The 12,059-nt window shown below is 38.9% G+C and carries 15 protein-coding genes; 8 read left to right on the forward strand and 7 right to left on the reverse strand.

From position 1 onward, the window contains the following. Positions 1-50: 50 nt before the first annotated feature. Together PEPE_RS00205 and PEPE_RS00210 are read right to left on the reverse strand one after the other, a co-directional pair. Positions 51-284: a hypothetical protein gene (locus PEPE_RS00205; protein ID WP_011672789.1), complete on the reverse strand. Its 234-nt coding sequence runs from the start codon at positions 282-284 to the stop codon at positions 51-53. A gap of 12 nt (positions 285-296) precedes the next feature. After that, on the reverse strand, positions 297-824 hold the full coding sequence (locus PEPE_RS00210; RefSeq protein WP_002834247.1) for a CvpA family protein: 528 nt from the start codon (positions 822-824) through the stop codon (positions 297-299). Between the two features lie 273 nt (positions 825-1,097). On the opposite strand from PEPE_RS00210, the gene PEPE_RS00215 reads away from it, so the two are divergent. The 4 genes from PEPE_RS00215 (at position 1,098) to PEPE_RS00230 (ending at position 4,661) form a co-directional block, all read left to right on the forward strand. Further along, positions 1,098-1,787 (forward strand): VIT1/CCC1 transporter family protein, encoded by a 690-nt coding sequence (locus tag PEPE_RS00215; RefSeq protein WP_002834246.1) that lies wholly within the window; start codon positions 1,098-1,100, stop codon positions 1,785-1,787. Positions 1,788-1,801: 14 nt separating this feature from the next. Further along, positions 1,802-2,482: a VIT1/CCC1 transporter family protein gene (locus PEPE_RS00220; protein ID WP_002834245.1), complete on the forward strand. Its 681-nt coding sequence runs from the start codon at positions 1,802-1,804 to the stop codon at positions 2,480-2,482. Between the two features lie 155 nt (positions 2,483-2,637). Continuing rightward, positions 2,638-4,230 carry an Nramp family divalent metal transporter gene (locus tag PEPE_RS00225; RefSeq protein WP_041526978.1) on the forward strand — a complete coding sequence of 531 codons (1,593 nt, stop codon included), beginning with the start codon at positions 2,638-2,640 and terminating at the stop codon, positions 4,228-4,230. Continuing rightward, positions 4,230-4,661 carry a universal stress protein gene (locus tag PEPE_RS00230; RefSeq protein WP_002834243.1) on the forward strand — a complete coding sequence of 144 codons (432 nt, stop codon included), beginning with the start codon at positions 4,230-4,232 and terminating at the stop codon, positions 4,659-4,661. Before PEPE_RS00225 ends, PEPE_RS00230 begins: the two co-directional genes overlap by 1 nt. 55 nt (positions 4,662-4,716) lie before the next feature. Here PEPE_RS00230 and PEPE_RS00235 read toward each other — a convergent pair whose 3' ends face one another. Continuing rightward, entirely contained in the window at positions 4,717-5,607 is an 891-nt protein-coding gene (locus PEPE_RS00235; RefSeq protein ID WP_011672791.1) for a diacylglycerol/lipid kinase family protein, read from the reverse strand. Further along, positions 5,600-6,496, reverse strand: a complete 897-nt coding sequence (locus PEPE_RS00240; protein ID WP_011672792.1) for a LysR family transcriptional regulator — start codon at positions 6,494-6,496, stop codon at positions 5,600-5,602. The genes PEPE_RS00235 and PEPE_RS00240 overlap by 8 nt, the downstream gene beginning before the upstream one ends. A gap of 122 nt (positions 6,497-6,618) precedes the next feature. Between PEPE_RS00240 and PEPE_RS00245 the strand changes: the two genes are divergently transcribed. Genes PEPE_RS00245 through PEPE_RS00255 form a run of 3 tightly spaced genes read left to right on the forward strand, consistent with a single transcriptional unit; the run spans position 6,619 to position 8,808 of the window. Beyond that, complete coding sequence (locus PEPE_RS00245; RefSeq protein WP_011672793.1) at positions 6,619-7,173, forward strand: DapH/DapD/GlmU-related protein; 555 nt, start codon at positions 6,619-6,621, stop codon at positions 7,171-7,173. Continuing rightward, a complete protein-coding gene (locus PEPE_RS00250) occupies positions 7,173-7,922 on the forward strand; it encodes an SDR family oxidoreductase (protein WP_011672794.1) in 750 nt (249 codons plus the stop codon). The genes PEPE_RS00245 and PEPE_RS00250 overlap by 1 nt, the downstream gene beginning before the upstream one ends. A 19-nt stretch (positions 7,923-7,941) precedes the next feature. Continuing rightward, entirely contained in the window at positions 7,942-8,808 is an 867-nt protein-coding gene (locus PEPE_RS00255; RefSeq protein WP_011672795.1) for an aldo/keto reductase, read from the forward strand. A 74-nt stretch (positions 8,809-8,882) separates the two neighbouring features. Here PEPE_RS00255 and PEPE_RS00260 read toward each other — a convergent pair whose 3' ends face one another. Genes PEPE_RS00260 through PEPE_RS00270 form a run of 3 tightly spaced genes read right to left on the reverse strand, consistent with a single transcriptional unit; the run spans position 8,883 to position 10,702 of the window. After that, positions 8,883-9,626 carry a hypothetical protein gene (locus PEPE_RS00260; RefSeq protein ID WP_011672796.1) on the reverse strand — a complete coding sequence of 248 codons (744 nt, stop codon included), beginning with the start codon at positions 9,624-9,626 and terminating at the stop codon, positions 8,883-8,885. Between the two features lies 1 nt (position 9,627). Beyond that, a complete protein-coding gene (locus PEPE_RS00265; protein ID WP_002834232.1) occupies positions 9,628-10,332 on the reverse strand; it encodes an ATP-binding cassette domain-containing protein in 705 nt (234 codons plus the stop codon). Beyond that, a complete protein-coding gene (locus tag PEPE_RS00270; RefSeq protein ID WP_002834231.1) occupies positions 10,325-10,702 on the reverse strand; it encodes a GntR family transcriptional regulator in 378 nt (125 codons plus the stop codon). Before PEPE_RS00270 ends, PEPE_RS00265 begins: the two co-directional genes overlap by 8 nt. 161 nt (positions 10,703-10,863) lie before the next feature. Between PEPE_RS00270 and PEPE_RS00275 the strand changes: the two genes are divergently transcribed. Continuing rightward, a complete protein-coding gene (locus tag PEPE_RS00275; protein ID WP_011672797.1) occupies positions 10,864-12,039 on the forward strand; it encodes a serine hydrolase in 1,176 nt (391 codons plus the stop codon). Positions 12,040-12,059: the final 20 nt, after the last annotated feature.

The raw sequence follows: 12,059 nt of genomic DNA on the forward strand, positions 1-12,059 counted from the left end.
GGATCAAGGTTAAAACTTAGATTAAACGTCTTTGTCGCAACTCCTAACAGTTATTTTTCAGTTGTGGTAAAAGCTTTAGTCTCAGTATTGTAAACATGAACATAGATATGATCACCATATTCTTCAAAGAAGGTGTTTTCGTCGTTGGCACTGGGATAAAAGAAACTTTCATTACCATTAATATCAACTTTAATTCCGGGCATTGGTGCTTCCACAGTCTCTAAACGGGTTGTTGTGGTTGATAGGTAGGCTGCGATATATTTCTTGATTAATTGAAATTCCATAGTTCCTCCTGATTATAGTACGTTTTTAGTTTGTTCGGTATGAATAATGTAGTTATTGATCAGTTCTGATGAAACAGCGGGAGTTTTCGACAAGATGGTCTGAGCTACTACTGATTGGGAGAGCTGCTCTTGATAAAAATCATTGGGAATAAATTGGCTGATGCTGAGAATAACAAAGGAAATTCCATAAGTAATTACTAAACCAACCACCGCGCCAGCTAGGCTATTTACTTGATGGATAACTGGTAGCCAAGTAACCATTTGCGATAAACGCCCTACTAAACGAATAATGATCCAGCCGATGGACATTAGTAGAATAAAGGCGACGGAATGCATGACTGTTAAATTAGTAACTTGGTTACTAGTCCAGCCTCCGAAAGTAGTAGTTAGGAAAGCAGCAAAGTCATTGGTAAAAACTTTAGCAAAAATAAAAACAACGATATAACCCAGTGAATACAATAATTCCAGGATGAGCCCTCGGCGCCAGCCGCGAGCAATCGCCATAATTAAAATTAAAATTATTATTAAAGATAGTAGCATTAAGAGCTCCTTTACTTAATTAGTAGTTGAGTCTGTGAACAGATTCTCCCGTATATCAATGGACGAGAGAATCCTAAGTATCTAAACACTATAGATGAAAAATCACTTGTTTTCAAGATTGTTGTACTTCATTTAACTTCAATTTAACCTAAATATAGCCAGTTTAAACGGGATTTATAAAAGATTTAAAAGAACTTTACAATTCCGGATGAAAAGAAGTAGAATTAGTTGTCAGTTTAAAATGATTCTAAATTAGAACAAGGGGATAGTAAGATGGATAAGAAACAAAAAGCTGGAACACTCGCACAAAAAATCAATATCATCCGAGCTAGCGTAATGGGCGCAAATGACGGTATTTTATCTGTTGCAGGAATTGTTTTAGGTGTAGCAGGAGCCACCACTAATAGTTTTGCCATATTTATATCTGGAATTTCGGGGATGTTAGCTGGAACGGTTTCGATGGCCATGGGCGAATATGTATCGGTTAACTCCCAAAAAGATTCCCAAGAAAATGCGGTCAATGTTCAGCGTCAAGCTTTAAAAGATGACTATCAAAAAGAATTGGATTTTGTTGCTGAAAAATATGCGAATGACGGGATTCCAACAGACCTAGCCCAGAAGGCTGCGTCCGAAATGATGGAAAAAGATGCTCTCTTGACTACGGTCCGTGAGCGATATGGTTTTGATATGAATAACTTTACCAGTCCTTATATGGCGGCCATTTCCTCCATGATTTCATTTTCATTGGGATCCTTGTTGCCCTTGTTCACCATCACTTTCGCTAAACATAGTATTCGTGTGCCTTTAACCGTTGTTTCGGTTGCGATTGCCTTGGCAGTTACTGGTTATGCAGCGGCAGTCATTGGTAAAGCGGTTCGTAGACGAGCGGTTTTACGAAACGTCTTGGCAGGTTTAATTACAATGGCGATGACATACTTAATCGGTTCGCTATTTGCTAGATAAGGGGGAAAATAAGCATGAAGAAGAAAAAAGAAATCAGTTTAGACAATAAATTAAACATGCTACGGGCCGGAGTGCTAGGTGCTAATGATGGAATTCTAACGGTGGTCGGTGTTCTTTTTAGTGTAATTGCAGCAACGACTAATCCATTTATTATTTTCATTGCTGGATTATCGGATCTTTTGTCCTGTGCTTTTTCCATGTCAGCCGGCGAATATGCTTCAGTTAGTTCACAACGTGATACTGAAAAAGCGGTAGTGGGTGAAGAAAAATTACGTTTGCAAACTGATCCCCAAGCTGAACAAGAATTAATCGCACGTTTTTATGTCGATAAGGGCGTTAGTGAACAAACAGCTCATGAAATTTCACAAGCTTTGATGCAAGAAAAACCACTAAAAACCGCGGTTAGTGTACGCTACGATATGGATATTGAAGATTACTTGAATCCTTGGAGTGCAGCTGTTTCATCATTGATTTCAGCAGCTTTAGGGGGCTTCTTCCCGTTAGTAGCGATGTCGATGGCACCAACTTCTTTTAAAATGCAAGCGACGATTATAGCGACCGTCTTTTCCGTAGCACTAACTGGTTTTTTGAGCGCCAAATTGGGAAATGGGATGGCCAAAAAAGCTATTATTCGAAACGTGATTGTGGGAATTATCACAATGTTTATCCATTACTACATTGGAAAATTATTTTAAAATTTTTAAGAAATCGTTTTCGAGCTTCATCTATCAAGCTTTTCTTAATCATTGAAGCCACAAATGCCCGTCTAACGGCAATAAAAAGAGTTTGCGCATCGTGAACAATATGTTACGATAGCCGTGGTTCAAGATTGAGGAAAGGAATGATTTTGATGAGTAATGAGATCAAGAACCCAAAGAAACGTCGCAAATTAGTGGAATACGCTAATGGACGATCATTGGAAGAAATAAATGGGACAGTTAAGGTGCCTAAGAATATTGGTTTTTGGAAGGCACTGTTTATGTATTCGGGTCCGGGAGCATTAGTTGCTGTTGGTTATATGGACCCTGGTAATTGGTCAACATCAATCACTGGGGGTCAAAACTTCCAGTACATGCTAATGTCGATTATCTTGATTTCGAGTTTAATCGCGATGTTGTTACAATATATGGCGGCTAAACTGGGAATTGTGAGTCAAATGGACTTAGCGCAGGCAATTCGCGCTAGAACAAGTAAGTCATTGGGAATTGTATTATGGATTTTAACGGAATTGGCAATTATGGCGACTGATATCGCTGAAGTAATTGGTGCTGCAATTGCGCTGTATTTGTTGTTCCATATTCCGCTAGCCATCGCGGTTTTCATTACCGTTTTGGATGTACTGCTATTACTGTTATTGACTAAGATTGGTTTTAGAAAAATTGAAGCCATTGTGGTGTGTTTAATCATGGTTATTTTAGTGGTTTTCGTCTACCAAGTTGCTTTATCAAATCCAAATTGGGGTGCGGTATTTAGCGGCTTAGTACCAACCACTAAAGCATTTGAAACTTCACCAACAATTGGCGGAATGACTCCTTTAAGTGGGTCACTAGGAATTATTGGTGCGACAGTTATGCCTCATAACTTGTACTTGCACTCAGCGGTTTCACAAACGCGTGAAATTGATCATAACGATGAAGAAGACGTAGCAAGAACGCTACGCTTCTCAACTTGGGATTCAAATATTCAGCTATCATTCGCATTTATCGTTAATTCACTTCTATTGGTGATGGGAGTTGCCGTATTTAAGTCCGGCGCTGTCCAAGATCCATCATTCTTTGGTCTATTCCATGCGTTAAATGATACTTCAACTTTGAGTAACGGAATTTTGATTGGAGTTGCCAAAACTGGGGTACTTTCGACATTATTTGCGGTAGCTTTGTTGGCTTCTGGTCAAAATTCAACCATCACGGGAACGTTAACCGGCCAGGTTATCATGGAAGGGTTCATTCACATGCGAATGCCACTTTGGGCACGGCGTTTGATTACCCGTTTGATTTCAGTTGTACCAGTTTTGATTTGTGTCATGATTACCAGCGGTAAAGGTGATCTTCAAGAACACGAAGCCCTAAATCAGTTGATGAATAACTCTCAAGTATTTTTGGCTTTTGCATTACCATTCTCAATGATTCCATTGTTGATGATGACGGATAGTCGCGTTGAAATGGGTGATCGATTTAAGAATAGTTGGGCGGTCAAAATTTTAGGTTGGATTTCGGTTATTTTCCTAACCTACCTCAATATGACTGGTTTACCAAATTCAATTACGGCCTTCTTTGGAGCTAATCCAAGTGCTGGTGAAGTAGAGCTGGCGCACATAATTGCCTATATGCTAGTGGCAGTAGTTCTAGCACTCCTAGCTTGGACAGTCTTTGAACTCCATAAAGGTAACCAACGTTACGAATTGGAAATGCGAAGTAAAGCAGAAGCTAAGGAGGAAGCATAATGACCTTTGATGTTAAGAGAATATTAGTTGGTGTAGATGATTCGGAAGATGCCGTTTTAGCCTTTGATTATGCAATTAATCTGGCTAAAAAATCGGGTTCTGAATTGGTAATCGTATCAGTTTTGGAAAGTGACGAAATGAATGTTTTTCAAGCGCTAGATAAGGACTTTATTCATGGAGAACGGGCCGAACTTGAACAACATATCTTAAAATATCAGAAAAAGGCTCAGGATGCGGGAGTCCAAAATGTAAAGTGCGTCGTTACGGAAGGCGATCCGGGCGAGACCATTGTGGAAGAAGTTATTCCAGCTGTCCAACCCGATTTGTTAGTGGTTGGCGCAGAGTCTAAAAAAGGGTTAGCACGACATTTTGGTAGCCAAGCAGCCTACATGGCGAAGTATGCTCCTATCACGGTAACTGTGGTTCGATAATATAAAAAATGGATCAACGCTTTGATTGCGTTGGTCCATTTTATTTTGAGTTAAATTATTTAGGTACCATAACTTGAACGAAGCCTTGCTCTACGCCCAGTTTGATGGGGAGTTGGTCACTAGGATCACCATCAATTCGAGTTTCAACCTTCAAGTGTGAATCAACGGCAGAAATTTCAACTTCCTGAGCGGTAAGTTGATCAACATCTTTGATATCTCGAAAACGTCCAGTTAGGAAATAACTTAGGTAACCTAAAAGACGCATGAATGAAAAATGTTTCAGGATAACCAAGTGAATTTTTCCATCTGCTGGAGATGCAGATGTATCAAAATTAGTAAAACCACCCACTGAGTTGGTAGTGGTTGCTAATAGGAAGCGCGTGCGATAGACATGGTCGCCATCCGCAGTACTAACTTTAATCTGGTAAGATTTCTTAGCAATTAACTGGCGAATTCCTTTACTCAAATAAATTAAAGGTCCCCATTTTTTCTTTTCATCTTGTCCGACATGGCGGGCCATATCAGCAAGGGTTCCAAGTGTAAGGCTACTAATGATGGCACGGTCTTCAGTATGGGCCAAATCCACAGCGAGGGGATGACCATTAAGAATGGTATCAAAAGCGGCTTCTTCATCTTGAGGAATTTCGAGTGCTTTAGCAAAATTATTGACGGTACCACCAGGAATAATTCCCACTTCGACTGATTTTTTAGCCTTAAGGAAGGCTGAAAACACGGTATTAATGGAGCCATCTCCTCCAATCGTAATAACTGTATCCAGTTGATCAATATGATCAACTACATAATCGAGCGCTTCTTGACGACTAGACGTGGCCTTTAAGGTGGTTGATCGCTTCAATCGTTCAGCCGCTTGCTGAAAGCGTTCAGCGATGGATTTATTATCATTTTTTCCAGCATCTTCATTATAAATAACGGTATATTTAGGCATCAGAGCCTCCTTGTTGAGCTAAATTTTTTTGTAAAGTATCTAAAAATAATCGATTTAAATTGGGTAAATTTCGATTTTTACTCCAAATGAGTGTGTTCGCTTCTGACATGTCAGGATTAAGCGGGCGGGCGACCAAACCACTTGTTGGTGAAACGTCCACAAGTTGATCATATAAAAGTGCAATTGCTGCTCCCGTTTTGACTAGTAAACTACCATTAAAAGCCAAATTGAAAGTTCCCACAAAATTAAGTTGATCATAAAGGGTGTTACTCCATTTTTGGAATAAACCGTGTTTGTAAGCCTGACGTGAAGTAATTAAAGGACGACCGACTAGATCAATTGGTCGGATTTCTTTCTGTTGGGCGAGCGGTTCATCTGCTCGCATGATGGCGCACCAATGATTTTTAGCTGGTAAAACCAAAGTGTTGTAATTATTAAGGGGGCGATTTCCCATAATAATGCCAAATTCTAAAATGCCTGCATCGAGGTCAGCTAAGATGGGTTCCGCATCTGCACTTCGAAGATTAACACGAACATCGGGGTATTGACGCATGATTTGCTGGGCCGCCTCCATGACTGGCATAATCCCCACACTTTCTCCTGCTCCAATGTCGAGCGTCCCACTAACTACATCTTGTTTTTGTAAGTTATAAGTAGTTTTATCAACTAAACCAATAATTTGTAGCGCCCGTTCTAATAGGTAATGACCTTCCTGCGTAAGTTGAATATGGCGATGGGCGCGAGTGAATAATTTGGTCCCTAATTCATCTTCTAAATCAGCAATTTGGCGTGATAAAGCCGGTTGGGACACGTTAAGTAAAGTGGCCGCTCGTGAAATGTTTTGTTCCTGAGCAATTACCACAAAATAGCGTAAGACACGAATATCCATAATATTTTCCTTTAATTCATAACTAAAAGTTATTGTTTTTGATGTTTAATAAGTATTTAACATTATAGTAACGATCCCGTAGACTAGAGTCAATCAATAAGGTTAGGAAGCGGGGTGAGTTAATGCAATCCAAAATGGATTTGGGAACAGCGGCCTATGATGGTGTCGAAGAAATCGTAGCTAAAAACCAACGGTTGGTTCAGCAATTAAATACTGGAGTTCATTCGGCAAATGAAGTACTTAGCATTGTAAGCCAAATCACTAACGAGCGAATTGATGGTTCGACTGAAATTCGATTACCTTTTCAAACCGATTTTGGTCGCAATCTCCACATTGGTAAAAAAGTTTTCATTAATAGCGGATCGATGTTTGTGGACTTAGGTGGTATCTATATTGGTGATCACGTCTTGATTGGTCCAAACGTAACGATTGCTTCCGTTAATCACCGTCTAGAACCTAGCGAGCGCCGTAATCTAGATTTATACTCGGTTTGTATTCATAATAATGCTTGGTTAGGCGCCAATGTGACGGTAACTCCTGGCGTAATTATTGGTGAAAATGCAGTAGTTGCTGCGGGCGCCGTGGTTACCCGCGATGTTCCACCCAATGCGGTAGTTGCTGGTATTCCAGCACGTGTAATTAAAATAATCAAGAGTACTAAGGAGGATCAAAAATAATGAGTAATAAGAATAAAGTAGTAATCATCATGGGGGCTTCGAGTGGAATCGGAGCTGCGACAGCAGCAATGCTAGCGCAACAAGGAGCTAAGCTTAGCTTGGCCGCTCGTCGTCTGGATCGATTACAAGAAATCCAAGCTCAATATCCTGAGGCTGAAATCGAAATTTTCAAAGCCGATGTAACCAATGAAGATGAAGTTCAAGCTGTAATTGATGGTACGGTTGCTAAGTTTGGTCGGATTGATGTGTTATTTAACAACGCTGGAATTATGCCAGTTAATAATTTAAATCAAGTTGCTCAAAATGAATGGCAACAAATGTTAGATATTAATGTTAAAGGTGTGCTAAATGGGATTGGATCAGCTCTACCCATCATGCGTAAACAACAAAGTGGCCATGTCATTACAACTTCTTCGGTATTAGGCTATGAAGTTTTACCGGGTTATGCGGCTTATTCAGGTACTAAGTATGCGGTCCGCGCGATTATGGAAGGTCTTCGACAAGAAGAACACCAAAATAATATTAAAACTACGGTTATTGCTCCAGGTACCGTGAAGACTGAACTATTTAACTCAATCAATAATGAAAAAATTCGTAATGAATTGAAGGATGCTCAAAAATTACCGGGAGCTGAAATGACGGGACTTGATCCAGAAGAAATTGCTCAAGCAGTGGCCTTTGTGATTGACACCCCAGCTAATATGGCTGTTAATGAAATGGTAATTCGTCCTACAGGTCAAACCGTTTAATTAAAGGAGAAATGATAATATGAATGTTTTTGAAGAATCGTACAAATTAAGTAATGGTGTAAAAATCCCTAAGTTAGCTTTAGGAACATGGGAAATTGATGATGATCAAGTTGCTGACGCTGTGCGCAGCGCAATTGAAATGGGCTATCGTCATATCGATACCGCCCAAGCTTATGCTAATGAACGTGGCGTAGGTGAAGGCGTACGTACTGCAAGTGTTCCTCGTGAAGAAATTTTTGTTAACTCAAAAATTGCTGCTGAAATTAAAAATTATGATGATGCCAAAAAGTCTATTGATGAAACTTTAAACAAAATGGGTCTAGATTATTTGGATATGATGATTATTCATAACCCCCAGCCCTGGGCAGAAGTAAATCAATCCGATGATCGTCATTTTGAAGGTAACCTTGAAGTTTGGCGTGCTCTTGAAGATGCCATGCATGAAGGTAAGCTTCGTGCAATCGGTGTTTCTAGCTTCCAAAAAGAAGACTTGGATAATTTAATCAAAAATAGTGATACTAAGCCAATGGTTAACCAAATCTTATCGCATATAGCGGCTACACCAATGGATTTGATTAACTACTCTCATGAAAATGGGATTGTGGTTGAAGCATTTTCACCAATCGCTCATGGACAAGCACTTCGTAGCGAAGCTATTCAAAAAATGGCGGCAAAATATAACGTTAGTGCACCACAATTATCAATCCGTTACGATTGGCAATTAGATACGGTAGTACTTCCTAAAACTTCTAATCCGGAACACATGAAATCAAACGCCGAGCTTGATTTTGTAATTTCTGATGAAGATATGGAAATTTTGAAACAAGTCAAACCGCTAGATTACGGGGATGCAAGTGTCTTTCCAGTCTTTGGTGGAAAAATGTAAGAGTAATATCAATTTAATCCAAAAAAATAATCTAAGGTTGGTCCTAAAAGGGATCATTCTTAGATTATTTTTTATTATGCTGTTTTGGGAGTAGCCTGAACCCAGTTTTTAAGTAGGTAGATGTTAATAATTGAAACAACGATAGTAGTAAGGATTAGATAAATAAACGATAGATAGAAGTTAGCATCAGACGTAGCTTGAGATGAAGCAAAAATCATGGTAAAGGAGTTTGTTGCTAAATTACTTATTTTACCTAATCCGTATACAAGAATAATGATTAAAACGACTCGAGAAATGCGTTGAATATTTATTGGTAGAAAATCACTAAAGGTATTCGTTAGTAAGTGAACTAAACTGACTGAGCACCAAATGAAGGTTGGGAAAATCAATATGATTCCAGCCCCTACTGCATATTCTAAAAAACTACCATTATTCATGATTGGAAGAATTTTGACAAAACTAGTAGGACCCATAATGAACGTTAGTAGAACTACCAGAATTTCAAAGTAAATCCAACTAAAAAAGTTTGTAAGTACATTACCGATATATAGCTTAGTTTCCGAAAGCGGTAAAAGTCGGTAGAGGGGAGCCGTCCAAACCCGTTCTTGTTTAACTGCTAGAATAACGGCCAGTACCAATGAGGCCAATACACCGAAACTAAAGCTAAACATTAACCAGTCGGTTATTCTAAGTCCATGAATTAAGGTTTGGTAGAAACAAGTGACTAGGGTAACTAGTAGATAGATGCCAAAGACCTTATGAATAAGATTTACTCGGGTTTTCAACATTGTTTTCGTTAATTGTGAGAAAGTGGTCATCTTAAAGCTCCTCTCTATAAAAATCTTCGTAGTAAGTTTCAATATCTTTACCAAGGGTTTCACGAATAGTGTCTGCGGCCTCTTGTGCAGCTACATGTTGGTCCTTAATAATGACGACTTGATCGAGCAGGTTAGCAATATCACCGACATGATGATCGCTGACTAAAACCGTCGCATTTTCAGGCTTCCATTGAATAATACTGGAGATGATTTTTTTGCGAGTCATACTGTCAATCCCGTCGAAAGGTTCATCTAATAGGTACAAATCAGTTTGACGAGCAAGCGTAACAGCAATTACTAACTTGCGGAAATTCCCTTTAGAAAGTTGATTAACACGTTGGTCAGGGCTCAAGTTGAGATTTGAAAGTAATTGGTTGAAAGTGGTGAGGTTGAAATCTTCATATAAAGCATCGTAAAAATTACCAATTTTGAAAATACGAGGATGGCCCGACCAGCCACCGACTTGTTCGGTAAAACTAACTAAAGATTTGCGAACTGCGCTATTGGTTTCTGTATTAATGGAAATAGAATTTTTACGATCAATATAATTTCCAGCAATCAAACGCATTAACGTCGTTTTACCAGCACCATTGGTACCCAACAAGCCTACAATTTGCCCGTACGGAAGCTCTAAATTGAGGTCTTTTAGGATTAATTGGAGATTACGAGAATAGCTTAAATGATTAATTGTTAGTAGATTAGCCATGATGCGTTTCCTTTCTCTTGTTCACGTATTCAGTTAATGCTTGAATCATCTCGTCTGGGGTCAGTTGGAGGCTGGCTAGGTGATCGTACATTAAAGAAAGTTGTTCTTCGACAATATTTTTGCGTAAGTTGTTCAAAATCTCTGGATTAGTAGTTACAAAATTACCCTTCCCGCGCTGGGATTCCAAAACGCCTTCACTGATTAGCTCTCTTAATGAGCGTTGAACCGTGTTGACGTTAACGGCCAAGTCTAATGCTAGCTGCCGAACTGCTGGAACTTTAGATCCTGGGGTCAGGTGGTTAATAATAATTTCTTTATAGATGTATTGTTTTATTTGGTAATAAATTGGAATCTTATCATCAAACTTCATAACTTTCCTCCTTTGTGTACTAGTTTTCTAATACACTATAACTTCTTTTGGGAGATTTAGCAAGAGTTAACTAAAAATAATGAAAGGATTGCATAACTACGAGCATAACTATGATAAAATTAACGGGTATAGTGTCGAAATAAAAAATCGGGAGAGTAGCCATGTTTTGTCAAAATTGTGGTAGTAAGAATAAGCAGGGTGCTAAGTTCTGTTCTAAATGTGGAACGACGTTGCGCACCAGCCAGTCCCAACCTGTAAAGGTTGATAAATCAGTTATTTCCGAAGTTCAACCGCAAGCTGAAACAAAAGTTAAAACAAATTCTGAACTTCAAAATGAAGTTGGAACACGTAGTGAAAAGTCACACGGGCCTAAATGGTGGATGTGGGCAGTTCCACTGATACTAGTGGTTTTAATCGGCGGAGGATTTTTTATTTATAAAAATAATCAATCTACAACTCAGCCAGTAAGTAGTTCAGTAGCGGATAAAAGCAGCAGTTCGAGTTCATATTCCGCTCCTTCGAAAGCTTCGAAAAAATCAACCATTGATTTTCCAAAGAGTACCATCCAAGGTACGATTGACGACGCTTTTGGAGATATGAAGGGTGAAACTTCTGTATACGTTTCACCGACAGATTCTACTGAAGAAGTTGTTTCTAACAGTAAAGCGCAACGAGCAGCTAGTAATATCAAGCTATTTATTTTAATCACCGCTTATCAGCAAGTTAATGAAGGTAAATTGAACTTAAATGATAAGTACACTTTAAAAGATTCCGATAAGGTCGACGGAACAGGTGAAATCCGTAATATGAGTAGTGGTTCAGAAATTTCAATGCAAGATCTACTAGAAGATATGATGGAAGACAGTGATAATACCGCGGCTAACATCGTTATTCGTCAACTTGGTGGGATGGACAAAGTTAACGCTCAAATTAAGAAAATTGGTGCTAAAGATACCAAGCTTGAACGAATGTTGATGGATACAGACGCCCTTAAAGATGGAAAAGATAACTACACATCAGTTGCAGATTTAGGGATGGTCTTAAAGAAAATTTACAATCATCAGATGGTATCAACCAAGTATGACAATGCCATGCTAGATATTTTAAAGAAGAATAATAATCATACAAAATTACCGCATGATTTACCGGAAGAAGCCACGGTTTATAACAAAACTGGGGAGTTTGATGACTATGGTGTTGAGAATGATGCAGCTATTTTCGGTAATAATAAAGGCTCTTTCGTCATCGTGGTGATGTCACAAGATGGTAGTCGTGATGAACAGATTAAGAAGATGAATAGCTTTGGATCGGTTATGTATGACGGATTATTAGGATAATAAATTTGGAGGATGTTAGA

Origin of the sequence: Pediococcus pentosaceus ATCC 25745 (assembly GCF_000014505.1) — a bacterium.
GTDB lineage: Bacteria > Bacillota > Bacilli > Lactobacillales > Lactobacillaceae > Pediococcus > Pediococcus pentosaceus.

What these genes read in the sequence shown, in the direction of transcription:
- PEPE_RS00255 (WP_011672795.1), top strand. Translation starts at nt 7,942, where the DNA reads ATGAATGTTTTTGAAGAATCGTACAAATTAAGTAATGGTGTAAAAATC.
- PEPE_RS00265 (WP_002834232.1), bottom strand. Translation starts at nt 10,332, where the DNA reads ATGGCTAATCTACTAACAATTAATCATTTAAGCTATTCTCGTAATCTC.
- PEPE_RS00235 (WP_011672791.1), bottom strand. Translation starts at nt 5,607, where the DNA reads ATGCCTAAATATACCGTTATTTATAATGAAGATGCTGGAAAAAATGAT.
- PEPE_RS00215 (WP_002834246.1), top strand. Translation starts at nt 1,098, where the DNA reads ATGGATAAGAAACAAAAAGCTGGAACACTCGCACAAAAAATCAATATC.
- PEPE_RS00270 (WP_002834231.1), bottom strand. Translation starts at nt 10,702, where the DNA reads ATGAAGTTTGATGATAAGATTCCAATTTATTACCAAATAAAACAATAC.
- PEPE_RS00210 (WP_002834247.1), bottom strand. Translation starts at nt 824, where the DNA reads ATGCTACTATCTTTAATAATAATTTTAATTTTAATTATGGCGATTGCT.
- PEPE_RS00245 (WP_011672793.1), top strand. Translation starts at nt 6,619, where the DNA reads ATGCAATCCAAAATGGATTTGGGAACAGCGGCCTATGATGGTGTCGAA.
- PEPE_RS00205 (WP_011672789.1), bottom strand. Translation starts at nt 284, where the DNA reads ATGGAATTTCAATTAATCAAGAAATATATCGCAGCCTACCTATCAACC.
- PEPE_RS00220 (WP_002834245.1), top strand. Translation starts at nt 1,802, where the DNA reads ATGAAGAAGAAAAAAGAAATCAGTTTAGACAATAAATTAAACATGCTA.
- PEPE_RS00250 (WP_011672794.1), top strand. Translation starts at nt 7,173, where the DNA reads ATGAGTAATAAGAATAAAGTAGTAATCATCATGGGGGCTTCGAGTGGA.
- PEPE_RS00275 (WP_011672797.1), top strand. Translation starts at nt 10,864, where the DNA reads ATGTTTTGTCAAAATTGTGGTAGTAAGAATAAGCAGGGTGCTAAGTTC.
- PEPE_RS00230 (WP_002834243.1), top strand. Translation starts at nt 4,230, where the DNA reads ATGACCTTTGATGTTAAGAGAATATTAGTTGGTGTAGATGATTCGGAA.
- PEPE_RS00240 (WP_011672792.1), bottom strand. Translation starts at nt 6,496, where the DNA reads ATGGATATTCGTGTCTTACGCTATTTTGTGGTAATTGCTCAGGAACAA.
- PEPE_RS00225 (WP_041526978.1), top strand. Translation starts at nt 2,638, where the DNA reads ATGAGTAATGAGATCAAGAACCCAAAGAAACGTCGCAAATTAGTGGAA.
- PEPE_RS00260 (WP_011672796.1), bottom strand. Translation starts at nt 9,626, where the DNA reads ATGACCACTTTCTCACAATTAACGAAAACAATGTTGAAAACCCGAGTA.